Source organism: Haladaptatus litoreus (assembly GCF_900156425.1).
GTDB classification, from domain to species: domain Archaea; phylum Halobacteriota; class Halobacteria; order Halobacteriales; family Haladaptataceae; genus Haladaptatus; species Haladaptatus litoreus.
Genome location: NZ_FTNO01000002.1, coordinates 18433 through 44698, shown reverse-complemented (window position 1 = coordinate 44698; position 26266 = coordinate 18433). Strand labels below are relative to the sequence as shown.

The window sequence follows — 26266 nt, the reverse complement described above, 5'->3', positions numbered from 1 at the left end:
AAGAAGTCCGAAAGTCTACAGCGGAAATTCCCCGCGTGCGATGCTCTCCGCAATCATCAGCATATAGTCGATATGCGGTTCCCAGTCGGATTCCTCACCGGCCTCTATCTGCTCTCGGTGAAAATCTTCCCAAACTACTGCGAGTGAAAAAGCGGCGTGCGCTCTGTAGAAGCGTTCGTTCTCGAACTGGATGCCCGTCTCGTCCTCGTAGCGCGCGACTAACTCCCGTCGGCTGGGACTGCCGGATTTCGCCGTAAACGGCGAAATCCCGTTTTCGTTCCGTTCTCGTAGTTGCTCTATCGCGTCTTCGTTCGAATACCGTGCTTCGAGTTCGTCGAGCGACGGCGTCGGGTCGTCTCTATCTCGCCACCGAAGCAGAAGGTATCCGAGGTCGGTTCGTGGCTCGCCGAGCGTTGCGGTCTCCCAGTCGAGGACGCCGACTATCTCCGGATGGTCCGTTTCCGCGAACAGCACGTTTCCGGGCCTGAAATCCCCGTGGACGAGGGTCGTCTCCGCCTTCGATGGGGCGTTTCGTCGGAGCCACTTTGCGACGAACTGAAGTTCAGGTGGTTCATGGCCCGTCACACTCGTTGCCTCATCGAATTGTTTGGTAACGCGAGCGACGAGTTCTCGCGGCGTTTTCCGTTCACAGACTCCTTCGAACGGTTCGACAGCCAGCGAGTGCAGTTCGGCGAGCGTGTCTATCAGGTTGTTCGCCAGCCTCTCGCGTGATTTCGCATTTCGAAATCGCTCGGGGAGGTCGGAACCGAGCGGAACCGCTTCCCCGTCGAGATGCGTCATGACGAAAAACGAATCACCGAGAACCGACTCGTCGTCGCAAAACAAAACCGGCGCTGGCGTTCGCATTGTCGTCTCTCGAAGTTGTTGCATCACCTCGTACTCCTGTTCCAACTCGTTGATGTAGCTCGTGTGCCGCAACATGTTCGGGCGTCGGAGGACGTACGCTTTCGTGTCTCTCTCGGTCGAAATTGCAAGACTGAGGTTGAGTCCATCTCGAAGCACCTCGCTTCCGGTCACGACTTCGACCAGCTCCGCCGAAAGATATGATTCGAGAGTGGCGAAATCGATATTCGCTCCGCATGTAGTCATAAATTGACAAAAACTGTTGCCTTCTATAAAACCTCGGTGAGTAAACAGTAAATCGAACTCGAATTCGGTTCGGTGTAGTCGGAGTTCGAGGAGAAATCAGGGTGTCGCAAACCCGTACAGCACGCCTTCGCCGTCCGTGCCGCCAATATCCGGAAGCGTTGCTCGCTCCGGATGCGGCATCATGACCGCGACGGTTTCGGAGTCGCCGATAATTCCAGCGACGTTTCCTTTCGACCCGTTCGGGTTCGTCTCGTCGCTCACGACGCCGTTTTCGTCGCAGTATCGGAACAGCACTCGGTCGTCAGTATCGAGTTCGTCGTACTGCTCGTCCGTGATTTCGAATCGGCCTTCGCCATGGGCAATCGGCACCTCGATGACCTCACCTTCCTCGTAGGCAGAAGTCCACGGCGTGTCGGCGTTTTCGACGCGTAGGTAGACGTGTTCGCACTGGAAGCGCGCGCTTCGATTGGTCGTGAACGCGCCGGGAGTCAATCCCGACTCACAGCCGATTTGTGCGCCGTTGCAGACGCCGAGGACGGGAACGCCGGACGCTGCGGCTTCGCGCACTTCGGCTACAATCGGGGAGTTCGCGGCGATTGCACCCGCGCGGAGGTAGTCGCCGTAGGAGAACCCGCCGGGGAGCATCACGCCGCTCACGTCAGTAGGGAGGCCGTCCTCGTGCCAGACGAGTTCGGCGTCGATGTCGAGGTGGGAGAGCGCGCGCTTCGCGTCTCGGTCGCAGTTGCTCCCGCCGAACTGGACGATAGCGACCGTCATCGTTCCTCGATTGCCACCGTGTAGTCGTGAATGGTCGGATTGGCGAGCAGGCGTTCGGCCATCTCTTCAGCGCGTTCCTCGGCGGTGGACGCGGATTCCGCGTCGAGGTCGATTTCGAACTGGTCTGCCGAACGGAGCGATTCCAGTTCGAAACCGAGTCGTCCCAGTGCTTGCCGGGTAGTTTCCGCTTCGGGGTCGAGGACGCCCCGTTTCAAGCGAACCGTCACCGTCGCGGTGTAAGCAGTCATCACCTGAAACTGCGCGTCTATGTTCAAAAACTCTTTTGGAACGATTTTGTTGTACACGTTTGTGTATCTTGACCCACAGTGTGTTTCGGATACGTCTGCAAATCGCGGATACGTCGGTTGGCAGTCCCTACCGGATTGTTCACCTCTCCTCGCCCTCGTTCAGGTGCTCTCCAACTTCTGCAACCGATTGTGAAAATGTTGCACGGTCGGCAACGTTTTTGTCCCCTCCAGTGCTTACACGCATTCCATGGCTGTGCCCCGTATTCAGCAGGTGAGACGATGAGTTCCCGCGAACTGACCGAGATTACCGTCGTCGGCAACGACGACACCGGACTCGTCGCCCGCGTGACGACCCTCCTCTTCGAGCGCGACATCAACATCGAGGACGTCGACCAAGCGGTTCGCGACGGCATCTTCCGGATGACGATGCTCGTCGAAACGAGCGAGATGACGGTGGACGAGCATCGACTTCGGCGCGACCTCTCCGCTCTCGGCGACGATTTGAGCGTAGACGTTCGGGTGCGATTTCCCTCGGAGCGAGACACCCGGCAGGTCGCCGTCCTCGTCACGAAGGAATCGCACTGTCTCCAACGACTGCTCTCCGCCCGCAGCGAATTAGACGCCGAAATCGGCGTCGTCATCGGTAATCACGACGACCTCGAATCGGTCGCCGAACGACACGGTATCCCTTTCCACGACGTTGGCGACGAAAACGGGAGCCACGACGAGGAGCAACTGCTCTCCGTACTGGACGACTACGACATCGACCTGCTCGCCCTCGCGCGATTCATGCGAATCCTCAGTCCGGAAGTCGTCTTCCGGTACGAAGGTCGCATCATCAACATCCACCCAAGCCTGCTCCCCGCCTTCCCCGGCGCGAAAGCCTACCGGCAGGCGAAGGAGGCGGGCGTCCGCGTGGCTGGCGTCACGGCTCACTACGTGACGACCGATTTAGACCAAGGCCCAATCGTGACCCAGCGCGTCTTCAACGTTCCCGACGACGCAACCGTCGAGGAGATGCGCGAACGCGGCCAACCCCTCGAAGCGGACGCACTGCTCGAAGCAGTGCGTCTGCACCTCAACGACGACGTGTCGATTCGACGCGGACGCACGGAACTCGGCGATTCCGAGGAATCGTACAGCCTCGGTATGCCGACGGAACTCGATGAAGTAACTCCTGATGGGCCGGTAGATGGTGACACTGTCGGCGATTTGGTCGCGGATTCCGTCGCCGAGTCGGACGATTAGCAAACCGGTGAGTTAGCGAGTCAAAATTCGATTCGCCAACAGAAACGACACAGTCGTCCTAAAACCCACTTCCGTCGTTCGTTTGGTCGCCCGGAACCGGTTCGTATGCCGAACCGACCGGAAGTTCCAACGCGCGTGGCATCACGCCGAGCGTCAGGTCGTCCCACTCGCCCATCTCGCCGTCGAGGCTGAACTGAACGGGTTGGTCGCGGTGGATGTCGATGTCCACCGTCGGCGCGTGGAGGTGTGTTACATTGTCCGATTCTGCGTCGAACAGGCGTTGGAGGAGGGCTTCCCCAACGAGGTTCGGGGCGGGCATCTCCTCGATGATTGTGACGTTGAGCAGGCCGTCTTCCATGTTGGCCTGTGTGCGCCCCTTCGCCGGAAATCGTCGTCCGTTTCCGACGAGGACGAAGACGGCGTCGCCCGACCACGAGACTTCGCCTTCCGAGGAGGCTTTGACCGTCAGCGGAACGCCGTCGAAATCGGCCATCAACTGAAGCGTGTTCACGACGTAGGCGAGGATTCCGAGGCGTTCTTTCTGCTCGGAGTCGGTTTCGACGCTCGCGTCGGCAGTAAGGCCGCCGACGCAGGAGTTTATGAAATCTCGGTCGTTCGCCGTTCCGAGGTCGATTCGTCTCCGTTCGCCGCGTTCGAGCACCTCAAAGGCATGTTCGATGCTCGTCACGCCGATGTTTCCGGCGAAGTTGTTGCCGGTTCCGGCGGGAATCACGCCGAACGTCACCGAATCCAGCGCGTCCGCCGAGACGAGTCCGCGGACGACTTCGTTCAGCGTTCCGTCGCCGCCCGCTGCAGCGACCATCGACGCCCCGTTTTCGGCGGCCTGCTCTGCGAACTCGATGGCATCGCCTTCCTCGCGGGTTTCGAGAATCGTAAAGCTGTGCTCTGCAGCGAGTTCGCGGACTTGCTCGGCGTGGTCGCCGTTGCCACTGACGGGGTTCAACACGACGACACGCTCGTACTCCATGTCGTCCGTCGCCGCGAGGTCACCCGCAGTTCCGGCCTCGTCGGCATCCATGTGATAAAATTTCGGCGGAAAAACCAAAGGTCTATCGGCGGCGTATTTACAGACGTGTTCGCAATCGACCTTCACGCCCATACACGATTCTTCCACGGCCACGAACGGGCCGCGGAACTGTTCGACCCTATCGGCGTCAGACTTCTCACGCTGGCCGCGCGCTATCGCGGCTTGGACGGCGTGGCGCTGACGAACCACGACTACTACCGCCCCTTTGGGGGGCTTGCGGTCGAAACCATTCCGGGCATCGAGATTTCGACGACGAAGGGTCACATCCTCGTCATCGGCCCTGACCCTCCGACGAGAACCGAACCGGGAACGCTGACGCCGCACGAGGTGGTCGAAATGGCCCACGAACGAGGCTGTGCGGCCATCGTCGCCCACCCGTACCGAAACAGCACGGTGCGCGAGGTTGACGCCGACTACGACGCAATCGAAGTGAACGGTAAGCATCCCCGAACCGAGGAGTGGGTGACGACTCTCGCGGAGCGCAACGGTCTTCCACTAGTCGGCGGCAGTGACGCCCACTATCCGGTCGAAGTCGGGCGGGCCTACACGCGCGTGGACGCAGACGTGCTCACGCCCGGAAGCGTCGTGGAGGCGATTCAGGATGGCCGCGTCGAACCCGCGGTTCGACGCGACACGTTCGACAGAGGTGTGCGGCGACTGTACCGGAAAATCCACGAGGGCAAAGAAAATCTCCATCGCCCGAAAGACGAATCGCCGGGCGTGGGCGACCCGCCGCAGGCGGAGAAAGCCGACGACTGAATCGCGGCTTATTCCAGCGAACGCGACTCCGACGTGGTCGTGTCGATTCCGAGCAGTGCGTTCCCGCCGCAGTGTTGGGACTGTGCATTGCGCAGTAATCCGGCCCCCGCGATTGCGGCTATCGCGGCAGTCGTGCGTCGGTCATCGAGCAGCGCGGAGATGGCCACCGCGATGAGCCAGATTCCGGAGACGCCTCTGATGATGCGGTCGATTCCCCCGACGTTGTTTTCGAACTGCATGGTTTGACGTTGTGATTATCTGATGTATATAGTTGGGGGTGCGGGGAGGTGGCTCTTCATCCAAGCCGTTCGTCTAAAATCAACCTTCGACTCATCTCAGTAGCTTTCGGATTCGGACGATTTGTCCTCATCCGAGTCGCTCGTCTAAAATCAACCGAGTCTTCGTACTAACAACTTCTTCCAGCTCACGCGCGCGAGTGATGAGTTGATTCACGCCCTGTGTGTCGGCGGCGTCCACGATGAGGACGATGTCGTCCTCGCCGCTGACCTGCCAGACGAAGTCCACCTGTTCCCACTCCGCGAGGCGGTCGGACATCCGCGTGGTATCGACGGCCACGTCCACGCCGATTTCTATCATTGCCTTGACGTTACCGGTGTGGGTCGTAACGGTGAATCGCTCGATAACGTCGTTTTCGGTCATCCGCTCGACTCGATTTCGAACCGTTCCTTCGGAGGTTCCGACCGCCTCTGCTATCTCTGTGTACGGTGTGCGGGCGTCTCGCCGGAGGAGATTCAGTATCTGTCGGTCGAGTGCGTCCATAGAGATTTGCACCTAGCCGGGCCTGCTACTTGATGATTACGAATATCGTAACAATGCTTCGAAAGCAAGGTTTATTAGCCCTTGTTCCATATGAATCTCGTAATGCCGGGTGCTTATGTCGCGCTGGAAAACGGCCATGTGGTGGAAGCCCGTGGTCGCGTTCCGGGTACGGCTTGCGGAGAACTGGTTTTCACAACTGCATACACGGGATACGAAGAGAGCCTCACAGACCCGTCCTACGAAGAACAGGTCTTGACGTTCTCGTATCCGCTCATCGGAAACTACGGCGTCCGAGAGGAACGCTTCGAGAGTGACCGAGTCCACCCGCGCGCCGTCGTCGCGCGCGAACTGACCGAGGACGTGGTGGAATGGCTCGAAGCCGAGGGCGTTCCGGCGGTCGACCACCTCGACACGCGCGACCTCGTCGGCGGAATCCGAGAGGAGGGCGCGATGAAATGCGGTATCGCGGTCGGCGAGAACGCCACGCCCGAGGACGCGCTCGCGGAACTCGAACGCTGTCCGGGCATGAGCGACCACGAAAACATCGGCGCGCAGGTCAGCGTCCACGAGCGAGAAACCTATCTCGGCGAGGACGTTGGCGACGACAAAACCGTCGCGCTGGTCGACTGCGGCGCGAAAGGAAGCATCATCGACGCGCTGGTCGAACGCGGCGCGGACGTTCACGTCCTGCCCCACGACGCGACCGAAGACGATGTCGAAGCGGTTGACCCCGATGTACTGTTCGTCTCGAACGGTCCGGGCGACCCTGCGAACTTCGAAGCGGCCCAGGAACTGGTCGAAACCTACGTCGGCGAACTCCCGCTCGCGGGCATCTGTCTCGGCCAGCAAATCATCGCCCGCGCGCTCGGTGGAACCACCGAAAAGATGGACTTCGGCCACCGCGGCGTCAACCAACCGGTTCTCGACTTGGAATCGAATCAGGTCGTGATGACGACGCAGAACCACGGCTACACCGTCGCCGACCCCGGCGAACTCGATGTGACGCAAATCAACGTCAACGACGACACGCCGGAAGGATTGGAAAGCGACGACCTGTCCGTCATCACACGCCAGTACCACCCCGAAGCGAACCCCGGCCCGAACGACACCCTCGGCTTCTTCGACGACGTTCTTTCGATGGCACCCCGAAAGCGACTCGTGCTCGCCGACTAATTTCCGATTAGTCGGCGAGCAACCGGCTACCGTCGATTTCCACGACTCGACATTTTGTTCTGAACAACATTCATACCCAAAAGAATTTTTTACCCGGTCTAGAAAAATTCTTTACTTCGAATCGTAATATGAAGGCATGGAGAAATCCAGAAGAAAATTCATGAAACTCGCGTCCGGCGCAATCGGTGCCGGAGCAATCGTCGGTTCCGCATCCACCGCATCCGCATACGAGAGCGTCACCGACGTGTGGCGGCCTGCCCACTACAGCAACTATTCCAGCGCGAATCGAACCGCCTCGGACGTTCGCTGGGTCGTCATTCACACCATCGAGGGGAGTTACGAGGCGGGCTACAGTTGGTTCGAGAACCCCGATTCGAACGTCAGTTCCCACTTCGTCACCGGCAACGAACCCGGTCAAATCATGCAGATGGTCGAAGTCTCGGACGTTGCGTGGACGAACGGCGGCGATGGGTCGTACAACGACACCGGAATCAACTTCGAACTCGAAGGCTCGGCGAACGTCACGAACTTCAACGACAACATCTACGAGCAGACCGCCGAAGCAGTCGCGCACGTCTGTGACAAGTACGGCATTCCAAAACAGCACCCGACCGACGAACTCGCACCGTGCAACACCTACGACGGCGAGGGTGGCGTCATCGGTCATCATCAGATTCCGAACACGACCTGCACCGGCACCACCGACGGCAAAGTAGACCCCGGCGACACGTTCGACTGGGAGCACTTCATGAACTTGGTCGGCGGCGAAGTCATCGGCGACCCCGGCGATGGCGACGACGGTGGCAGTGGTGGCACGTCAGGCTGGCCGATTTACTCAAACGGCGACACGGCGCGCGACGTATACACCGTACAGTACTTGCTCGAAGCGAACGGCTATCCGATTCAGTACCACGACGGCATCTACGGGTCGGAAGTCCAGACGAACATTGAACAGTTCCAGTCCGACCGCGGCCTCACTGTGGACGGCGTCGTCGGCCCGAACACGTGGGACGAACTCGTCGTGACGGTCAGCAACGGGGATGAGAGTCAGGCCGTCCGCGCCGTGCAGGACAACCTCGCCAACAAGCACGGCTACAGCATCGCGGTCGATGGCATCTTCGGGCCGGGAACGCAAGACGCGGTCGAATCCTTCCAGAGCGCGAGCGGGATTTCGGTTGACGGTGTCGTCGGCCCAGTGACGTGGGAGTACATCGTGGGCTAAAATCGCTGGACGACCCACTTATTCTTCGATTTCTATCGCTTCTTCGCCCGGAACTCGCCAGTCCAGTTCGACGAGTCCGCGAGCAGTTCCGCGAAGACCATCCCGACTGACCACTTCGAAGGTTCGGTTTTCGACTTCCGGAGTGAACGGCGCGGCGACCATCAACCGGGCGACGTCGGCGCGCGGGATTCGTCCGGAGACGGTTTCGCCGCCTTCGCCGACCAGCACGTCCTCGGTTGCAGGGGCGTTCGTCAGGCCTCCCGGTCGGATGATAGTGTAGGTCAGCGGAGACGTGCGAAGCACTGCCTCTGCGTGATTTTTCTGGTTCAAATTGTTCCAGAGCAGTGCCCGAAACGGCGCTGGCATCTTTTCTCGGGAGTCGCCGACGCCGATTGCGCTCTCGAACACGAAGTGGTCTACGTCGGCCGCAACGGCCGCGTGGACGAGGTTTTCGACGCCCGCTCCATCAACCAGTTCCCCACCGAAAACGACGCGGGGGCTGGGTTTCGACCCGACCGCACAGAGCACCATGTCGCAGTCGGCGACTGCGCGGGAGGCGTCTGCCGGGTCGAGGAGGTCGCCGACGATGACTTCGTCCGCGCCCTGATTCGATAGTTCGTGTTCCTTGTCGGGCGAGTGCGTCATCGCCCTGACGGTCAAATCGGTGTCTCGAAGCCGTTGCAGTATCTCGCGCCCCGTTCCGCCGCTGGCACCTGCGACGAGAACGCGCTGAATCTCGGAACTCATGTCCCCTGTCCTTCGCGTGGAACGGACAAAGTACTCGTGGCCGTCGCCATCCGACACCGGAAACGAGTAGCGCTACGGTGCGGTCTGTCAGTATAACTGTATCCCAAATAACCGGTTCGTCGGAATGGTGTCGTTTCCCGTTTGTCAGACTGTTCTGACGAGCAGTCGTCATCTGATTCAAATAGAGCGTGGGCATTCCTGCGCCAGCGTCGGCTCCGTCTAAATTCTCATTTACTACAACCTCAATTAATTATTTAAACCTGCAAAAATATTCTGAATATGGGACAATGAAAGAAAGTCCACAAGCGAAACGAAACAGCAAGCGAACCGATAGACGAACGCTCCTCAAATCCGGCGCAGTCGGGTTGGCGAGCCTCATCGCGGGGACAGGTTTCGGCAGTGCGGACGACGCGACTTCGAGCACGAGCGCACCGCGAGGAAGCACCACCTACACGGCGAAAGGAGGGCGCGGCGCGGCGATTTCCGAGGAGCACCGACGACAGGTTAGAGCGCGTGCAGTTCGCGATTTCGAGCGGAAAAACGGCCACTCCCCAGAGGCTGTTCCGGGGAGCGAACATCGCTCAAAATCCGGCGAGGTGGTGGCGTATGCGTACGCCATCGACGCCAACGGAACCGCCCGGTCGTACACCGGGATTGCGGGCGAAGATGCGACCGAACCGGAAACGGAGTCCGGGCGGGCCGAAGCCCTGATTCACGACCGCTTTGGCGGCCGGGTTGCGGAACTCTCCCACGCGGTTGCCGCCTCCGAACAACAGGTCACCACGATGGCCGGCGGGACGGTGTCCGGTACGGAGAACATGGAGCAGGTGTACTCCGACAAACTCGAATACGCGGAAGACCCCTACGGCGTGGTCGGGTCTACGTTTTACTGGTTCCGCGACAACCTCGACAGTACGGAGGGCGACGTTCACTCGTTCCACTCTCCCGCGGGATTCGAACCGGGACATCAGGCGTTTGGAAGCGGCTACACGAACAACTGGGGTCGCGTATTCAACCGGTGGAACAAAAGCCAGATGGGCAACACCGACGTGGACTACGGCCAATGGAATCCCTACGGAACGCAGGGCGGGTCGTCAACGACTGCGTACTCGCTTAGCGTGAGCGCCGGATGGATGACCGCATAGGTCACGGCGGGCATTACGTGGTCGTACTCGCAACCGAACGTCGAAGTCGTGGACGAATCGTCGGCGTACAACGAGTACAACCAATGGCAGTTGAAGATCAACGCCGGAGACGACACCCGCGAGAACTTCGTCGGCTTCCAACCGTCGAGCGCGGCGTCGATGGACTACTGGGACTCCTCGATGGGTCGCCGGAACATCTGTGAAAACGAAGTGAAAGGACAGTTCGCAGACGGCGGTTCAGCCCGAAACCTGTGGTCGAAGGGGATGTTCTGGTTGGAGTAGCTCCTTTGCCGTGATGTGACCGCTTAGCGTCCCCACTGACGCGCGACCTTCGGCCTGTCGCCGACGGACTGCACGCACAACGACTCATCGCGGGTACCAAGCGCCTCAACTGCAGCCTTCGCGCCCGCGACGGTCGTGAAGTACGGAACGTCCTCCTCGACGGCCATTTCGAGGGCCTCGCGGTCGTCGGTCACCAGCAGGTCGATGTTTCCGGCGCGAACCGCCTCGGCGGTGTTCTCGAACTCGCCGAGTTCGTAGTAGTCGCCGAAGCCGTCAACGTCGAGTTCCACGACCGCGGTTCCTTCTTCGGGAAGCGCGTTGTACGCCGCGGATTGTGCCTTCTCGTAGGCTCTGCCGAACGAATCGGCGGTGCCCATCACCTCGCCCGTCGATTTCATCTCCGGGCCGAGGCGCGGGTCGGAACCGGACAGACGGTCGAACGGAAGCACGACCTCTTTCACGCTCGTCTGCTCCGGAATCTGTTCCGTGGCGTCGAGTTCGGACAACGTCTCCCCGGCCATCACCTTCGCGGCGAGTTTGGCGATTGGCACGCCCGTCGCCTTCGAGACGAACGGAACCGTGCGCGAGGAGCGCGGGTTGGCTTCGAGGACGTAGACTTCACCATTCTGAACGGCCAACTGGACGTTCATCAGCCCAACTGTGTCGAGGGCACGGGCGATATCTTCAGTCACTTCGCGCACGCGGGCCAGCGTCTCGTCGTCCAGCGAGCGCGGTGGAATCATGCAGGCGGAGTCGCCCGAGTGAACCCCGGCGCTTTCGACGTGTTCCATGATGCCACCGATGACGATGTCCTCGCCGTCGCTCACGGCGTCCACGTCCAGTTCGACCGCGTTCGCGAGGAACTCGTCCACGAGAATCGGCTTGTCCGGCGAGACGCGAACCGCCTCCTCGATGTACTCTTTCAGTTCCTCGTCATCGTAAACGACATCCATCGCGCGGCCACCGAGGACGTAGGACGGGCGCACGAGGACGGGATAGCCGATTTCGTGCGCGAGTTCGAGGGCTTCCTCCTCGCTGGTCGCGCTCCCGCCGGTTGGCTGTGCAATCCCCAAATCGTCCATCAGGCGATTGAAGCGGTCGCGGTCTTCCGCTAAGTCCATCGCATCGACCGTGGTTCCGAGAACCGTACAATCGAGTCCTCTGCGTTCGATTTCCGTTTCGAGCGGGTGGCCGATGTCAACCGAGGTCTGGCCGCCGAACTGTACCATCACGCCGTCGGCGTTCGTCGCCTCGATGACGTCGGCGACTTCTTCGGCGGTAATCGGTTCGAAGAACAGGCCGTCGGAGGTGTCGTAGTCCGTCGAGACGGTTTCGGGATTGTTGTTCACGACGTGGGCTTCGATGCCCATCTCGCGCAATGCACGTACCGCGTGAACCGAACAGTAGTCGAACTCGACACCCTGTCCGATGCGAATCGGGCCGCCGCCGACCACGACGACGCTTTCTACGTCGGTGTTCACTTGGAGTTCGTCGCGCCCCGAGAAGTTCGTTTCAAGGGCCGAGCGCGCGGAGTAGTAGTATGGCGTCGATGCCGCGAACTCGCCCGCGCAGGTATCCACCTGTTTGAACGAGCGTTCCGGGGCCGATGTTTCGACGGTTCCGACATCCGCGCCCGCCATGCCTGCGACCTCCTGATTCGTGAACCCTTTTTCCGCGGCGGAGTCGAAGTTCCCTTCCTCGGCGGCCTCGGCGGCGTCAGCGATGCGCTCGTAGCGTTCGACGTACCAGTGTTCGATTCCGGTGAGTTCCGCGACCTGTTCGGCGGTGTAGCCGCGCTCGAACGCCTCGAACATCGCGTAGGGGCGGTCGGGCGTCGGCGCTTCGAGGTAGTCAGTTTCGAGTTCGTCGTCGCCGACCTCTTTCCACTCCACGTTCGGTTCGTACTCGGAACTGCGGAGGGCTTTCAGCAGGCTTTCTTCGAACGTTCTGCCGATTGCCATCGCCTCGCCCGTGGATTTCATCGCGGTGCTGAGTTCGAAATCCACGTCATCGAACTTGTCCTTGGGCCAGCGCGGCACCTTCGTCACCACGTAGTCGATTGCGGGTTCGAACGCCGCAGTCGTCTCACCCGTAATCTCGTTCTCGATTTCGTGGAGGCGCTTGCCGAGCGCGACTTTCGCCGTGACACGAGCAATCGGGTATCCCGTCGCTTTCGACGCCAGTGCGGAGGAACGCGACACGCGCGGGTTCACTTCTACGACGCGGTATTCGCCGCCGGGGGTGCCGTCGTCGCGCCACGCGAACTGGATGTTACAGCCGCCCTGAATCCCCAAATCGCGGATGACTTCGAGGGCCGCATCACGCATCTCTTGGTGGCCGTCGTCGGGGATGACCTGCGAGGGCGTGACGACCGTCGATTCCCCGGTGTGGATGCCCATCGGGTCGAGGTTTTCCATGTTGCAGATGATGATACACGAATCGTCGGCGTCACGCATCACCTCGTACTCCAGTTCGACCCATCCCGCGATGGACTCCGTGATGAGCACTTCGCTGTTGCGCGAGAGGCGCAGACCCTTGCGGACGCGCTCTTTCAGCTCGTCCATCTCGTGAACGACGCCCGACCCTGACCCACCGAGGGTGTAGGTCGTACGCGAGATGACCGGAAGACCGCCGACGGTTTCGACGGCGTCCTCGACGCGTTGACCGATGGCCTCCTCGTCCAAATCGCTGACCGACTCGTCCTCGTCGAGCGCGATGGTCGTCGAGTACGGCATCGGTTGGTCGAGTTCCTGCATCCGTTGGCGGAACAGGTCGCGGTCTTCCGTCGCGTAGATGGTGTCGAGCGGCGTGCCCATGATTTCCACGTCGTACTCGTCCAGCACGCCCTCCTCGCTGAGTTCCGCGGTGACGTTCAGTCCCGTCTGTCCGCCGAGTCCGGCGATGACGCCGTCAGGGCGTTCCTTTCTGATGATTTCGGCGATGGCTTCCGTGGTGATGGGTTCGATGTACACCTCGTCGGCCATCTCCGGGTCGGTCATGATGGTCGCCGGATTGGAGTTGACGAGAACGACCCGTGCGCCCTCTTCCTGTAGCGCGCGGCAGGCCTGTGCGCCGGAGTAGTCGAACTCGGCGGCCTGCCCGATTTGAATCGGGCCGCTTCCGATGAGCAAAATCGTCCTGTCCTCGGTGTCCTCACTCATGGCTGTTATCGGGGTAAAGTTCGTACATCGTAATAAACGCCACGAATCATTACGAGTAACGAAACCGAATTTCGAATTTCGGAACTGGGAAACATTCTGTTTGGGTGATGGGTTTCTATGAACAGGGGTGAAATGGTTGTAGCGACTGAAGACGAAACTATGACGGCTGTAAATGCTGGTTCCAAGCTCCGCTTACACGACCGTGATGTTGATTTTGGTGGAGTGACGACCGCGGAAGTCACGACTCCAGGTCACGCCCTCACGCGGTCAGTCGCTCGTGGCTTTGCCACTCGCTCTTCCCGCGTTCGCCCGTTGCCACCAGGTACAGCGGGCGGGCCGAGGGCGATTGCCCTCGGCCCGCCAAGTGACTGATTGGCATGCCGTCGTGTATCGGAATTTCCGGAAAGCGATTGACCGAATTAGACTTGGTCGGGCGCGCAGGCGCGCCCGGCCTCCGGCGACTTGGAGGCAACGGGCGAAGCGAAGAGTGAGCGACTGGAAGGAGCGAGCGACGAGCGAGGGCGTGGCTTAGAGTCGGCATCAGTGGTCACCATTATTTTCACCAACACCCACTTAAGCACCAGAGAAACCACGAACTGCCGCAACTCACCATCCCTCCCCACAATTCCCCTCCCAGCGAACGAGTCAGCAGGTAAAGCGTTTTACAGTCGGAACTACAACGTCCGACCATGTGGAAACGGTTGCTGGCGCTGTTGCTGTTGATTCCGTTAGCCGATTCGTTGTTTCTCGTCTTCGTTGCGACCCAGTTGCTAAGTTGGCAACTCACCGTCGCGCTCGTCGTGCTGACCGCCCTGCTCGGAATGCTTCTCGTGCGCGCGGAAGGAAGACATACGATTCGAAAGATTCAGGCAGACCTCCAGCGCGGGGACATCCCCACCAATCGCATCATCGATGGGGGATTCTTGCTCATCGCGGGTGCCTTCTTGCTCACGCCCGGACTGATTACCGACACCCTCGGATTCCTGCTCGCGTTCCCCGTGACGCGCGCAGTGTTCCGGAAAGTCGCGAAGAAGTGGATAATCACGCCCTACATCGACAAACAGACCGGCGGGTTCGCTTCGGGGAACGTCTACACGTTTGGTTTCCCGAACCCCGGCAACGCGGGTGGGGCAGGAAATTCAGGTGGCGGAGCAAGCAATCCGGGCGGTTCGACCGGCAGTCCCAGCGGCAACAACAGCGACACCTATCGAGTGGATTCCGACGCCTACGACATCGACTTCGAGGACGACTCCGATTCGAAAAGAAACCCTTAAACGTTGCAGGGCGCAACGATGAAATGCGCCAACCGGGGCCAATAGCTCAGTTAGGTTGAGCGCTCGGCTGATAACCGGGAGGTCCGCGGTTCAAATCCGCGTTGGCCCACCTTTCAACGTGGGCCGAGGACATAAACTCCCCAGCCACCTTATCTTGCGGTTTTCAATACTCGAAAGCGGCTGCTATCCGTTTTGCTTCTCCTGCAACCGCCGAATCACCCACACGAACGACAGCACCGCCAGCCCTGTCAAAATGTGCTTCAGCAGTTCGCCCCACTCCGGTGGTTCTTCGTTTTGCTCCATGGAAGCCAGTCAACAGATTCAGGGAAACCGGTTGTGGCGGGTTAGAAAGTGGACGTTGTGGTCGTCACTGTCGTTTCAGTAGTCGAATTAGAGACCTCGTGTTGGTCTGCCATTGACCCCGTATACTCCGCAGTCGGATAGACAACATCACACTCCCAAAACAAGGTATCCAGTTCTCCATCCCGAATGCTGAGGACAAGGGGCTTTTCGCCCTCCGGATTGTACTGGTCATTCACGCACCCGTCGTTCGTAACCGTCTTTTCGAGCGTCGTTCCCTGCTTCAGGACTGCTTTCAGGTAATACTCCTGTCCGTGTTCGAGGAATGGCCAAAAGTAGAGTAGATATTTGCTCGGAACTTCGTAGGTTGCGTCAATGACCGGATTTCGTTCGTCTCCGACTCGGGAGACGGTCAGGTCGATTTCGTAGGACGTTGAATCGTCGTTCAATATTCGGAAGGCTTCCGTTCCGGGTTCTGTGGCGGTTGTCGAGAACGTGGTTGTCGAGTCCGCTGTGATATCAGTTGTCTGTTCAGCCTCATCGTCTGCTGGACGCAACGAACCGAGACAGCCAGCAAATCCAACCGAAAGAACACCAGACCCACACGCCAACAATTCACGTCGCTTCATCAATTCTCAAAAATCGACACGACGGCATAAGCTTTCAGCCCGAAAGCAAATCAGTTCAGTTCACGCTCCCTTTCTGTCCTCCGCTCCTTCCGCGCCTCCACGTCCTCGATGGTTTCGTTTTCCAACAGCAGGTCAACCCGACGCTCGAACTCGGCTTCGTCGATGTCGCCGCGTGCGTATCTATCCCGAAGTGTATCGAGAGCGTCTTGTTGTTCATCCACTTGCCCCGTTTCCATCTCGTCTGCTCGCCATTCGCTTTCGTCCTCGCCCCCGAACACTACCTGCGAGAGAATCGCCACAATCGGAAGCACCACGGCGAAGCCGAGGACGAACACCATCCAGAACCACGAATAGCCGAGAAACAGCGCCGTCAACCCCGCGCCGAGGACGAGAAGCGCGACGATTCCCGGAATCTGTTCGTCCAGCGATTGGTGCGTGTTGGCCATGCTGCACCCTTCTCCACGAAGCATAAAAACACTGTCACCCGTTGGGCGAGGGTTCTTACTGCCTGCGACCTACTGTCATCCATGGCAGACCGCGTGCCATCGGGACCGGAGGGGGTACCGTTTCTGGGGTCGAGTCTCCACTACGCCGACGACCCGTTGGGGTTCATGGAGCGCGTCGCGGACGAGTACGGCGACGTCGCCCGAATCGACGTGTACAGTCAGGAAGTGTATCAGGTCACTGACCCGGATGCGATTCGTCGCGTGCTGGTGACGAACGCCGAGAACTACAAGAAACCGAGTTTGGGTGGTGACGAAGGATTAGGTGGACTGCTCGGCGACGGCCTACTGACCAGCAACGGGGCACACTGGCAACGCCAGCGGAAGGTGATGCAACCGTCGTTTTTCGGCGACAAACTGGACGACTACGCCGACATCATCGTCCGCGATTCGGAGACGCTGGCCGATTCGTGGTACGACGGCAAGCACGTCGATATTCACCGCGAGATGTCCGAACTGACGCTTCGTATCGTGGTCGAAAGCCTACTCGGCGCGCGAATCGACGGGATGGAACGAACCATCCGCGAAGCCCTATTGGAGGTCGGGGAGCGATTCCGCCCCGGCCCGCAGGGGTTCGTTCCGGAGGAAATCCCGACGCCGCGAAACGTTCGCTATCGCCGGTCGGTCGAGATTCTAGACCGGATTTTGCGGGACATTCGCAGACAACACGAGGTTCACGGTGAGGCTGATGATTTGCTCGGCAAACTGCTCGGTGAGGAAGAAAGCGGTATGCTGGGCAAAGAGCAGGTTCGAAACGAGATGATGACGATGTTGCTCGCGGGCCACGACACGACCGCGTTGACGCTCACGTATGCGTGGTATCTGCTTGCGACACATCCGGAAGCGAAGAACAGATTCCACGACGAACTCGATTCGGTGGTCGATGGCTCGCCCACCGTCGCCGACCTCGCGGAGTTGGATTTCCTCGAACAGGTCGTCATGGAGACGATGCGGCTCTATCCGCCCGCCTACGTCATCTATCGACAGGCCGAAAACGAAGATACGCTCGCCGGGTTTCACATTCCCGCCGATACTGTCGTCGCTGCGCCGCAGTGGGTCGTCCACCGCGACGGGCGATTTTTCGACGACCCCGAGGCGTTCCGCCCGGAACGATGGACGACGGAGTTCCGCCGAGAACTCCCCGACTTCGCCTACTTCCCGTTCGGCGGCGGCCCGCGCAAGTGCATCGGCGACGGATTCGCGATGCGGGAAGCGAAACTCGTCCTCGCGACGCTCGGCACACAATTCGACTTCGAACTCGTGTCCGACGCGCCGCTGTCGCTCGTTCCGTTCGTCACGATTCACCCCGAAAATCCGGTCGAAATGACGGTTCGCGCCAGATAGCTATTCGATTTTTCGAACGACGTAGGAGATGCCGATGCCAGTTGCCAGCAGGACGGCGAGGTTGAACGCCGCGTTGAACAGCGGTCGGTACTGGTCGGCGATGAAGGTTCGAATCACTACCAGCGCGCTCATGTAGAACTGGAACAGGGCGACGATGGCGAGGAAACAGAGAAGCACCAGTGCACCTCGATAGATGTATCCCTGTACCTTCTCGCGGTTTGGTTTCTCTCGGTTCGATTTTTCGTGATTCTGTTCCCCGCGATTTGCTTTTTTCGGGTCGGTTCGTGCCGTCTGGTCGCTGGCCGGTTCCGGGATGGCCGTCGATGTGGATTCCGTTTCAGTCATCGTCGTTCGTGTTCCTCCGTGCGATTACACCCGCCACGAGGAGCGCGGTGACACCCGCGAGCGCGGTGAAGCCCGGTTGTCCGCTGTCGTTCGAAGTGGTGGTTGCTTCCTTGGCCGCGTTCGGACTGTTGTCTCCAGAGAAGTCCGACACCGAGAGGTCGATTTCCCGATTCGTTTCGTTGACCGAGAGTTGTTCCGTGGGGTCGAGATTCGCCGCACTACGGGCCGACCCGACGACGACACCGTCCTTCCAGAGAACGGCATCGAGGTAGTAGTTGTAGTCGTCTGCGACCGACAACGAGGCGGACGGATTTGCAGTCCGTCCTGCCTCGATTTCGCCGACCGGAACCGACACGCGGTCGGCGACGATGTTCGAGTCGGCTTGTCGCGCCGTGAACACAACGCGAACGTTTTCGGACGGGTAGTCGCCCTGATTCGTCAGGTACGAGGAAACGTTGAGCGTGGTCTGCCCGTCCCCGGCGTCCGCAATCGAATACTCGATTGGCGGGAACTCGCTCGCGCTGTCCTGCCAGTGGAAATTGACGTTGGTTTCCGCGTAGCCCGGTTTGAGCGTGCCGACGCCGTCTACTTCCTTGGCACCCTCCGCGATTCGCTCACCGTCGCGGAAGACGACGGTTTTGATACGGTAGTCGCCGCGTCGTTCGACCGAAATGTTCTGCGTGACGCTCGCTTCGCGTTCACCTTCGATGGTCGGTACGTCCTGTTGAGTGGTCGTCTCGACCAATCCCGAGTCGGCGTGAACCGCCCTGACGAGGACCGAAACGTTCTCCGCCGGGCCACCTCTGTGTTCGAGGCGGGTTTCGACGGCTAACGTCGCGGTGCCGCCGGAGACGGAACCGGGTTCGATGGCCACGTCCTCGATTTGGAGGGAACTGGCCCGAACGTTCTCGATGTCCGTTTCGGCGATTGCGCCGGGTATGAGGGCAGCGGCGAGCAGGGACGCCATCACGACGATGGCGATGCCGCCCGCCAGTGTTCGTTCACGATTCATGTCAGATTCGTGTCACATCTGGGCAAATACTTTGTGGTTTGATATTTTCCCAGTGCGAACCGAGCGATTCACCCCTATTCAGTGCGTAGCCGATGCCATGAGCACAGAGAACGCCGCGGGAAAGGTTCGCTTCGGACTTGCGCTGGCGCTCGGTGTCGTCGTCCCCGGAATGTCGAAATACGTCCTCACCGAGATGGGATACGGCTTCGTCGGAACCGCCGTCTTCTATACCGGCTATCTGACCGCCGCACTCCTCATCTGGTACATCTGGGTCAGACCGCTGGAACTGACCGGGTCGAGCGGGGCATAGCGGAAGTTTAAAGGAGAACTCACACCGATTCACGGACAGGAATGCTTGAGTTCGTCCCACTCCCACTCGTTGACGATTTCCTCATCGAATACAACGTGGGACAGGCGGTTTTCGTCCTGTTCGCGCTCTCACTGCTGGCCGCGATTCCGCTGAAGTCCCGAAAGGTACTGTCGTTGAACACTATCCTGTTCGGCCTGCTGTTCCTCACCGTGGTTGCGATGGGCGCACCGGCGCACTTCGCCTACCTCGGCCTCGCACTGCTGGTTATCGCCCCAGTGCTGTACACGACCGCGAGCAGATAGGATAGAACGCCTTTTTTCCTTGGAGGTAGACGGTTCGGCTATGGCAGACGACCTGACAGCCACGCTTCACACGAATCACGGCGACATCGAAGTCCGACTGTTCGACGAGCGCGCACCCCGAACCGTCCAGAACTTCGTCGGACTCGCAACGGGCGACCGCGACTGGACAGACCCGAAAAGCGGCGACAAAGTCTCCGACGAACCCCTCTACGACGACGTGCTCTTCCACCGCGTCATCGACGACTTCATGATTCAGGGCGGCGACCCGACCGGAACCGGTCGCGGCGGCCCCGGCTACCAGTTCGACGACGAGTTCCACCCCGACCTTCAGCACGACAGCGAGGGTATCCTGTCGATGGCGAACTCCGGTCCGAACACCAACGGTTCGCAGTTCTTCATCACGCTGGACGCCACGCCGCACCTCAACAACAAACATTCCGTCTTCGGCGAGGTCATAGACGGCATGGATGTCGTCGAGGAAATCGGCTCCGTGGACACGAATCGGCAGGACAAACCAAAATCGGACGTCGTCCTCGAATCGGTCGAAGTTCACGACGAATAACGACGCGACGAAACGGTTGTCGAGCGAATTTTTATTCCTTCACTCACAACAACAGAGCCGGCACAGGAGTTACTGCTGTGACTGCGCGGCGCGAATCACATTTTCGCCACCGTATTTTGATTTTGGTGGAAGAACGCTGTTTGCAAATCACGCCAACAAATCGCCCTCACTCGTCACTCGCTCCTTGCAGTCGCTCGTTTCTCGTTCGCCCGTATCCACCAGGCCGCCGAGGCCGGGCACGCGAGCGCGCCCGGCCAACCCAAATTCGGTTGGCCGTTTTCCTCGGACACTCGTCCTATCGAAGTCTGTTGCAAGCTAATTAATCAGTTGAAGGCCGAGGGCGGTCGCCCTCAGCCCTTTTGCAACCTGAAGGCATCGGGCGAGTGACTACCCGAGCGAGGGCGTGACGTATTGCCTGCATCAGTAGTCACAACAGACTCATCGTTTGCTCAATAGTATAATTTAAACACTACAATTGACACACTTCGCTAGAAAAGTCTTTCTCTCGGCGATTTCCGAAACCACTTCCCCATCCATCCCAAATCCTCGTTTATGGACGAGTCCGCGGAACGAACGAAAATCGAGTGGCGAGAGTGGGGTGCGGACGCATTCGAGGCGGCGAAAGACGAGAACAAACCCATCCTCCTGTCGCTTTCTGCGCGGTGGTGTTCGTGGTGTCACGAGATGGACGAGAAGACGTATTCGATACCGACGCTGGCGGCGAACGTCAACGATTCGTTCATTCCGATTCGGGTGGACATCGACCGCCATCCACGGGTTCGAGAGCGATACAACATGGGCGGATTTCCGACAACCGTGTTCCTCACGCCCGAGGGCGAACATCTCACCGGTGCAACCTTCCTCGACCACGACACTATGCGACAGGTCGTCGGGCAAGTGCGCGACCTTTGGGAGCACAAGGGACGAGAAGCGGCGCAGGTGCCGCGAAACGTCCGCGACCAGAATCCGCCCGCCGGGGAAGTAACCGAGGAAATCGAGCGTCTACTGGTCGGGCAGGTCGAAGACCGATTCGACGCGACCCATGGCGGGTGGGGCGACGACGCCAAATTCCCGGTTCCGCGAACAATCGAGTTCGCGCTGAAACGCGACCGAGAGCGCGCACTCGCCACACTGTCGCCCATCACGGCGAACCTGTTCGACGACTACGACGGCGGCTTTTTCCGCTACGCCGGAACCCGCGACTGGAACGACATTCACCACGAAAAGGTGCTCGACGCGAACGCCGCACTCGTGCGCGCCTACGCGAACGCCTACCTGTACACGGGCGAGGAGCGCTACCGCAATCCCGCCGAGAAAACCATCGAGTATCTCACGACGACGCTCTGGAACGGCGACGCCTTCGGCGGCAGTCAACAACCCGGCGACGGATACTACGGTGGCGACGCGAGCGACCGCGAAAGCGGGGATTCGCCCGACGTCGACTCAACTGCCTTCGCGGACTGGAACGCGCTGGCCGCCGACGCCTTGCTCACTTTCACGGCCTACACGGACGACGACTACGCCCGTCGCTACGCGGAGCGAACGCTTTCCTTCCTCGACTCGCTCGTGGACGACGGCGCGGTCGTCCATTATGAAAATTCCGGCGAAGAACCGGTCGAATCCGGTTTACTCGCCGACCACGCACACGTCACTCGGGCGTTCACGACCGCAGTGCAGGTGCTCGGCGATGAGAACGACGGGGACGGTTCCGATTACCTCGACACTGCACGCGAAGTCGCTGACTACGCCATCGACACGCTCCAACAGGACGACGGCGCGTTCGTGGACGGGCCGATGGAGGGCTTGGGATTGCTCGACCGACCGCTCCGCCCAGTCGATGGAAACGCCGCGTTCGCAGATGCGTTGGTCGACCTCTCGATTCTCACCGGCGAATCGCGCTACGAGGAGGCAGCGCGGGAGGCCCTCGGTGCGTTCGCTGGCGCAGCGGACAGAATCGGCGTGCAGGTCGCGGGCTACGGCACCGCCGCATCCCGCGTCTGCAGAAAACCGCTTCAGGTCGTGGTCGCCGCTCCAGCAGGGTCAGACCTCCACCGCGCGGGACTTCGTATCGCCGACCACGAGAAAGTCGTCGTTCCGAACGCGACTGACGCAAGCGGTGCGGGCGGTAGGGATGCCATCCGCGCCGAACTGGAAGGCGGGCACGCCTACCTCGTGGCCGAGGGGACGGTGTCCGACCCCGCGAGCACGCCCGTCGAACTGAACGAACTCGCAACGAGTTTCTTTTAAAATGAATATAGTGGATAAAAACAAGCATGCGGTTGAAATCTCGGCGAACGCACGGAGCGTTTTTATAGAGTCAGCGTAATGTCAACAGATATGGCAAGTCTCCGCGATTTAGGGCTCTCGGAATACGAAGCGCGGGTGTATCGGGCACTGTTGAACACGGGGCCGACCACGGCCAAGGAACTGTCGCGCGCGAGCGAGGTGCCAATGGGGAGGATATACGACGTTCTCAACAGTTTGGAGACGCACAATCTCGTCCGCAGCCAGAGCGCGAGTCGGCCGAAAAAGTACGTCGCGGTCGAACCGAGCACCGCGCTCGACCGACTGTTGGACGACAAATTGCAAGAACTGGACGCGAAGGCGGAGCAGTACGAAGGCATCGTAGACGAGTTGAGCACCGAACTCGACACCGCCGAACCGCCCATCGAAGAAGGGTTTTGGACGGCGGCGGTCGGTCCGGACGAATCGCTCGAACTACTGGTCGAACGGTTGGACGCCGCCGAAGAGCGAATCGTCATGGTCGCCGGGCGGGTGTCGCCGACGTTCGACATCGGCGACGTCGGCGAAACCGTCACCGAGCACATCGAACGCGCACTCGACCGCGACGTCGAAGTGTCGGTGCTCATGTCGCCGGAACTCGTTCGGACACTCCCGCCGAGCGTCGGCGACCGCTATGCGACGACGCTCTCCGACCACCCGAAGTTTTCGGTGCGAACGACGCCAAAACTCGACGGGACGTTCAACCTCATCGACGACATCGAGGTGTGCATCGAGGTTGCTAATCCGCTGTCGCCGGGCGAGGCGTTCGCCATGATCGACCTCAAAGACCCAGAATTTGCGGCGAACGTCAACAATCAGTTCTCCTCGCGGTGGGAAATGGCGGAACCGCTTCGTCTCTGAGGTTCGACCTTTCTGTTCTTTTTCGTTCTCTACTCTCGCCCGGACAGTCCGACGAGGTGGCCGACTTCCGGAAGCAGAATCTCTTCGGTTCCGAGTCGAACCGCATTTTCACTGCCGGGGAGACAGCAGACGACGACGCCGTCTACGACGCCCGCCGTCGCCCGCGTTCCGACGACTTTCGTTCCGATTTCGTCGTAGGAAAGCGTGCGAAACAGTTCGCCGAATCCGGGCAGTTCCTTTTCGAGCAGTCGGGTCACCGCCTCGATGGTCACGTCGTCGGGCGTGACGCCGGTTCCACCGGTTGTCACGACCACGTCCACGTCCTTTCGCCCGATGAGGTTGTCCACGGTTTTCTGTATCGTGTCGTAGTCGTCCGGAACGAGTTCTCGCGTCACCGTGTCGTGTCCGTCGTTTTCGACCAGTTCGGCGATTGCATCCCCCGCAGAATCTTCGTCCAGTGAACGCGAAGAGGAGACGGTGACGACGCCGAAGCCGAGTTCGCCCCTATCGTGGACGTGGTGGTGTTGGTCGTCGTGCTGCTGCTCGTCATCGTCGTGTTGATGCTCGGCGTCGTGTTGCTGCTCGTCGCCTTGTCGTTCTTCGTTTTCGTTCCGTCCGTCACTGTCTTCGTTTTTTTCGGCAGTTTCGTCCTCTGTCTCGTCCTCCTCGTTGACCGGTGCGCGGCGCGTGTCGCGCGACTGAAAATCGACCATGGCTGTTCGTTTCCGTTGCGACCTCTAAAAATCGTCGGCGAGTCCGTTGAGGTACAGTTTTAGCCCTCCCATCCGACATACCGCACATGAAAGCCGTCCAGTTCGAAGGACACGGCGGGACGGAGGTTATCGACTACGCGGAGTTCCCCGACCCGGAACCGGCACGAAACGAGGTTCTCATCGACGTGAAAGCGGGTGCGCTGAACCACTTGGACGTGTGGACGCGCAGAGGGCTTCCCGGCCTCTCGCTCGATATGCCGCACATCCCCGGCAGTGACGGGGCGGGCGAAGTCGTCGACGTCGGCGAGGACGTGACTCGGTTCGAACCCGGTGACAGAGTCGCCCTCTCGGCGGGCGTCAGTTGCGGGAAATGCGAGTTCTGCCGCCACGGCCAGCACTCGATGTGTGTAAAATACCACGTCATCGGCGAACACGTCCGCGGGATTCACAGCGAACTCGCGACGATGCCCGAGGACAACCTGCTTCCGGTTCCAGACGGCGTTTCGTGGGAAACCGCCGCCGCAGCGCCACTCGTCTTCCAGACTGCGTGGCGCATGCTCCTGACTCGGGGTGACGTTCGCCCCGGCGAGAAAGTGTTGGTTCTCGGCGCGTCCGGGGGCGTGGGGCACGCCGCCGTCCAAGTCGCGGATTACGCCGGAGCGACGGTGTACGCGACCGGCAGCAGCGAGGAGAAATTAGACCACGCGCGCGAACTCGGCGCGGACTACGCCATCAACTACGAGGACGACGATTTCGTCGAGCAAATCCGCGAGTTGACCGGAAAACGCGGCGTGGATGTCGTCGTTGACCACGTCGGCGCGGCGACGTGGCAGGACTCCCTGAAGAGTCTCGCCAAAGGCGGACGGATTCTGACCTGCGGGGCGACCACAGGTGGACGACCGGAAACCGACATCAACCGCATCTTCTGGAACCAGCTGTCCGTCATCGGTTCCACGATGGCCTCCCACGGCGAGGCGGACGACGCGCTGGAACTGGTGTGGGACGGCACGTTCGAACCGAAAATTCGGGACGTGCTCCCGATGAGCGAGACGGCGCGCGCCCACGAAATGCTCGAAAACCGCGACGGGTTCGGAAAGGTCGTCGTCAAACCCGACAGTGAACTATGATGACTGAAAGCAGGGAGTTCGGGCGAAGCGGCTGGATTCTGGTCGCCGTGATGGTGATCGCGTTCATTATCGCGCCCCTCCTCATCTACATCAATCCGCCGTATTTGCCGTTCAAGTTCGCGTACATCGTGGTGCCGCTGGTCCCCGCGATTCTTCTGGGTGCGACTGCGGTGTGGGCCGCCCAGCGCAAAACGTAAATCGGAAAATCCACAAATTTTTTACCGTGTGGCGTAATCACATGCCATGAGTGTCATCCACGTTAAAGACCAACACGATGGGGCGTCCTATCGGCAGGTCGAACTCAAACTCTGGCATCCCGGTTGTTGGACGCTGGAGGTGACCGACGAGTACGACGGAACCCACATTTTAGAAAAATCGCTCTATCCGACCGACGAGACGGTCAAAGGCGATTTCATTCTCGTTTCGGAGGGCGACCACGACATCGAAACGTTCGTGGAAGCTATCGACGCCCACCGGGTCGTCGAGAGCACGGCCATCCTGAAAGACGGCGGCAGTCGCGCCCGCGTCGTCGTCACCTACGAACGCGCGTCCAGCATCGTCCCCGAAATCGTCAACTCGGAGTTCATGCCCATCGAACCGGTTCACATTACTGGCGGGTACGAACAGTGGACTGTCCTCGTCCGCGCAGACCGACTGGAATCCGTGTTCGCTCGCCTCGAAGAGGAATACGACATCACGCTGGAAGCTATCCACGAGGTAGACCCCCACGACAACGTCGAATTTGCCGACACCAGCGACCAAATTTACGACTCGCTTTCTGCGCGCCAGATGGAATGCCTGTTCGAAGCGCACGACGTTGGCTACTACAACTGGCCCCGCGAGGTGTCGGCGAACGCTATCGCGGACGATTTCGGTATCAGCGGCCCGACGTTCCTCGAACACCTTCGAAAAGGCGAACAGAAAGTGCTCGACGCATTTCTGACGAAACTCTCGGGACGAAACTACTAACGTATTAAAAATGTATTCGATTCGAACCCTCG

General features: G+C 60.0%; 29 protein-coding genes and 1 tRNA gene. 17 read left to right on the top strand and 13 right to left on the bottom strand.

Translation table 11 applies throughout. From position 1 onward, the window contains the following. Nucleotides 1-15 precede the first annotated feature (15 nt). The 3 genes from BW974_RS11250 to purS all read right to left on the bottom strand — a co-directional run bounded on the left by BW974_RS11250 (nt 16) and on the right by purS (nt 2135). A complete protein-coding gene (locus BW974_RS11250; protein ID WP_076430390.1) occupies nt 16-1110 on the bottom strand; it encodes a phosphotransferase family protein in 1095 nt (364 codons plus the stop codon). A 96-nt stretch (nt 1111-1206) separates the two neighbouring features. After that, nucleotides 1207-1887 carry a phosphoribosylformylglycinamidine synthase I gene (purQ, locus tag BW974_RS11245; RefSeq protein ID WP_076430389.1) on the bottom strand — a complete coding sequence of 227 codons (681 nt, stop codon included), beginning with the start codon at nt 1885-1887 and terminating at the stop codon, nt 1207-1209. Next, nucleotides 1884-2135: a phosphoribosylformylglycinamidine synthase subunit PurS gene (purS, locus tag BW974_RS11240; RefSeq protein ID WP_076430388.1), complete on the bottom strand. Its 252-nt coding sequence runs from the start codon at nt 2133-2135 to the stop codon at nt 1884-1886. The genes purQ and purS overlap by 4 nt, the downstream gene beginning before the upstream one ends. Nucleotides 2136-2414: 279 nt before the next feature. Here purS and BW974_RS11235 point away from each other — a divergent pair, with 279 nt between their 5' ends. Next, entirely contained in the window at nt 2415-3383 is a 969-nt protein-coding gene (locus BW974_RS11235; protein WP_076430387.1) for a formyltetrahydrofolate deformylase, read from the top strand. Nucleotides 3384-3441: 58 nt separating this feature from the next. On the opposite strand, the gene BW974_RS11230 is transcribed toward BW974_RS11235, so the two are convergent. Next, nucleotides 3442-4422, bottom strand: coding sequence for a diacylglycerol/lipid kinase family protein (locus BW974_RS11230; protein ID WP_076430386.1), 981 nt, complete (start codon nt 4420-4422; stop codon nt 3442-3444). A gap of 54 nt (nt 4423-4476) precedes the next feature. Between BW974_RS11230 and BW974_RS11225 the strand changes: the two genes are divergently transcribed. Continuing rightward, entirely contained in the window at nt 4477-5190 is a 714-nt protein-coding gene (locus tag BW974_RS11225) for a PHP-associated domain-containing protein (protein WP_076430385.1), read from the top strand. An 8-nt stretch (nt 5191-5198) separates the two neighbouring features. Here the strand turns inward: BW974_RS11225 and BW974_RS11220 are convergent, their stop codons facing one another. Both BW974_RS11220 and BW974_RS11215 read right to left on the bottom strand, forming a co-directional pair. Beyond that, entirely contained in the window at nt 5199-5429 is a 231-nt protein-coding gene (locus BW974_RS11220; protein WP_076430384.1) for a YgaP-like transmembrane domain, read from the bottom strand. A 127-nt stretch (nt 5430-5556) separates the two neighbouring features. Further along, nucleotides 5557-5970, bottom strand: coding sequence for an Lrp/AsnC family transcriptional regulator (locus BW974_RS11215; protein ID WP_076430383.1), 414 nt, complete (start codon nt 5968-5970; stop codon nt 5557-5559). Between the two features lie 102 nt (nt 5971-6072). On the opposite strand from BW974_RS11215, the gene carA reads away from it, so the two are divergent. Next, nucleotides 6073-7143: a glutamine-hydrolyzing carbamoyl-phosphate synthase small subunit gene (carA, locus tag BW974_RS11210; protein ID WP_076430382.1), complete on the top strand. Its 1071-nt coding sequence runs from the start codon at nt 6073-6075 to the stop codon at nt 7141-7143. Nucleotides 7144-7279: 136 nt separating this feature from the next. Continuing rightward, complete coding sequence (locus BW974_RS11205) at nt 7280-8365, top strand: peptidoglycan recognition protein family protein (protein ID WP_076430381.1); 1086 nt, start codon at nt 7280-7282, stop codon at nt 8363-8365. An 18-nt stretch (nt 8366-8383) separates the two neighbouring features. On the opposite strand, the gene BW974_RS11200 is transcribed toward BW974_RS11205, so the two are convergent. Further along, entirely contained in the window at nt 8384-9112 is a 729-nt protein-coding gene (locus BW974_RS11200; RefSeq protein ID WP_076430380.1) for an SDR family oxidoreductase, read from the bottom strand. A 287-nt stretch (nt 9113-9399) separates the two neighbouring features. Between BW974_RS11200 and BW974_RS11195 the strand changes: the two genes are divergently transcribed. Beyond that, the gene (locus BW974_RS11195; RefSeq protein ID WP_245800052.1) at nt 9400-10257 is read left to right on the top strand and encodes a hypothetical protein; all 858 of its coding nucleotides are present in this window, start codon (nt 9400-9402) and stop codon (nt 10255-10257) included. 48 nt (nt 10258-10305) lie between these two features. After that, on the top strand, nt 10306-10539 hold the full coding sequence (locus BW974_RS26475) for a hypothetical protein (RefSeq protein WP_245800050.1): 234 nt from the start codon (nt 10306-10308) through the stop codon (nt 10537-10539). Between the two features lie 23 nt (nt 10540-10562). Here BW974_RS26475 and carB read toward each other — a convergent pair whose 3' ends face one another. Beyond that, nucleotides 10563-13700 carry a carbamoyl-phosphate synthase large subunit gene (gene carB, locus BW974_RS11190; protein ID WP_076430379.1) on the bottom strand — a complete coding sequence of 1046 codons (3138 nt, stop codon included), beginning with the start codon at nt 13698-13700 and terminating at the stop codon, nt 10563-10565. Nucleotides 13701-14389: 689 nt separating this feature from the next. Here carB and BW974_RS11185 point away from each other — a divergent pair. Both BW974_RS11185 and BW974_RS11180 read left to right on the top strand, forming a co-directional pair. Beyond that, entirely contained in the window at nt 14390-14974 is a 585-nt protein-coding gene (locus BW974_RS11185; RefSeq protein ID WP_076430378.1) for an FxsA family protein, read from the top strand. A 35-nt stretch (nt 14975-15009) separates the two neighbouring features. Then, nucleotides 15010-15083: transfer RNA gene (locus BW974_RS11180), tRNA-Ile, on the top strand. Nucleotides 15084-15318: 235 nt separating this feature from the next. Here the strand turns inward: BW974_RS11180 and BW974_RS11175 are convergent. Beyond that, the gene (locus BW974_RS11175; protein WP_076430377.1) at nt 15319-15903 is read right to left on the bottom strand and encodes a hypothetical protein; all 585 of its coding nucleotides are present in this window, start codon (nt 15901-15903) and stop codon (nt 15319-15321) included. A gap of 50 nt (nt 15904-15953) precedes the next feature. Further along, entirely contained in the window at nt 15954-16349 is a 396-nt protein-coding gene (locus BW974_RS11170; RefSeq protein ID WP_076430376.1) for an SHOCT domain-containing protein, read from the bottom strand. An 81-nt stretch (nt 16350-16430) separates the two neighbouring features. On the opposite strand from BW974_RS11170, the gene BW974_RS11165 reads away from it, so the two are divergent. Beyond that, nucleotides 16431-17750: a cytochrome P450 gene (locus tag BW974_RS11165; protein WP_076430375.1), complete on the top strand. Its 1320-nt coding sequence runs from the start codon at nt 16431-16433 to the stop codon at nt 17748-17750. On the opposite strand, the gene BW974_RS11160 is transcribed toward BW974_RS11165, so the two are convergent. Together BW974_RS11160 and BW974_RS11155 are read right to left on the bottom strand one after the other, a co-directional pair. After that, a complete protein-coding gene (locus tag BW974_RS11160; RefSeq protein ID WP_076430374.1) occupies nt 17751-18095 on the bottom strand; it encodes a DUF8060 family membrane protein in 345 nt (114 codons plus the stop codon). Further along, on the bottom strand, nt 18088-19107 hold the full coding sequence (locus BW974_RS11155) for a DUF7490 domain-containing protein (RefSeq protein WP_076430373.1): 1020 nt from the start codon (nt 19105-19107) through the stop codon (nt 18088-18090). The genes BW974_RS11160 and BW974_RS11155 overlap by 8 nt, the downstream gene beginning before the upstream one ends. Before the next feature lie 97 nt (nt 19108-19204). On the opposite strand from BW974_RS11155, the gene BW974_RS11150 reads away from it, so the two are divergent. The 5 genes from BW974_RS11150 to BW974_RS11130 all read left to right on the top strand — a co-directional run bounded on the left by BW974_RS11150 (nt 19205) and on the right by BW974_RS11130 (nt 23425). Further along, nucleotides 19205-19417, top strand: coding sequence for a DUF7996 family protein (locus BW974_RS11150; RefSeq protein WP_076430372.1), 213 nt, complete (start codon nt 19205-19207; stop codon nt 19415-19417). 41 nt (nt 19418-19458) lie between these two features. Continuing rightward, nucleotides 19459-19719, top strand: a complete 261-nt coding sequence (locus tag BW974_RS11145) for a DUF8006 family protein (RefSeq protein ID WP_076430371.1) — start codon at nt 19459-19461, stop codon at nt 19717-19719. 40 nt (nt 19720-19759) lie between these two features. After that, nucleotides 19760-20281 (top strand): peptidylprolyl isomerase, encoded by a 522-nt coding sequence (locus tag BW974_RS11140; protein ID WP_076430370.1) that lies wholly within the window; start codon nt 19760-19762, stop codon nt 20279-20281. A 552-nt stretch (nt 20282-20833) separates the two neighbouring features. Beyond that, nucleotides 20834-22528 (top strand): DUF255 domain-containing protein, encoded by a 1695-nt coding sequence (locus tag BW974_RS11135; protein WP_076430369.1) that lies wholly within the window; start codon nt 20834-20836, stop codon nt 22526-22528. Nucleotides 22529-22618: 90 nt separating this feature from the next. Further along, nucleotides 22619-23425, top strand: coding sequence for a TrmB family transcriptional regulator (locus BW974_RS11130; RefSeq protein WP_076430368.1), 807 nt, complete (start codon nt 22619-22621; stop codon nt 23423-23425). Nucleotides 23426-23454: 29 nt separating this feature from the next. Here the strand turns inward: BW974_RS11130 and BW974_RS11125 are convergent, their stop codons facing one another. Further along, nucleotides 23455-24138 carry a MogA/MoaB family molybdenum cofactor biosynthesis protein gene (locus BW974_RS11125; RefSeq protein ID WP_076430367.1) on the bottom strand — a complete coding sequence of 228 codons (684 nt, stop codon included), beginning with the start codon at nt 24136-24138 and terminating at the stop codon, nt 23455-23457. Between the two features lie 86 nt (nt 24139-24224). On the opposite strand from BW974_RS11125, the gene BW974_RS11120 reads away from it, so the two are divergent. Genes BW974_RS11120 through BW974_RS11110 form a run of 3 tightly spaced genes read left to right on the top strand, consistent with a single transcriptional unit; the run spans nt 24225 to nt 26234 of the window. Next, on the top strand, nt 24225-25265 hold the full coding sequence (locus BW974_RS11120; protein WP_076430366.1) for a zinc-binding dehydrogenase: 1041 nt from the start codon (nt 24225-24227) through the stop codon (nt 25263-25265). Continuing rightward, nucleotides 25262-25462 (top strand): DUF7977 family protein, encoded by a 201-nt coding sequence (locus BW974_RS11115; RefSeq protein WP_076430365.1) that lies wholly within the window; start codon nt 25262-25264, stop codon nt 25460-25462. Before BW974_RS11120 ends, BW974_RS11115 begins: the two co-directional genes overlap by 4 nt. A 46-nt stretch (nt 25463-25508) precedes the next feature. Next, a complete protein-coding gene (locus BW974_RS11110; RefSeq protein ID WP_076430364.1) occupies nt 25509-26234 on the top strand; it encodes a helix-turn-helix domain-containing protein in 726 nt (241 codons plus the stop codon). The last annotated feature ends 32 nt before the right edge of the window (nt 26235-26266 follow it).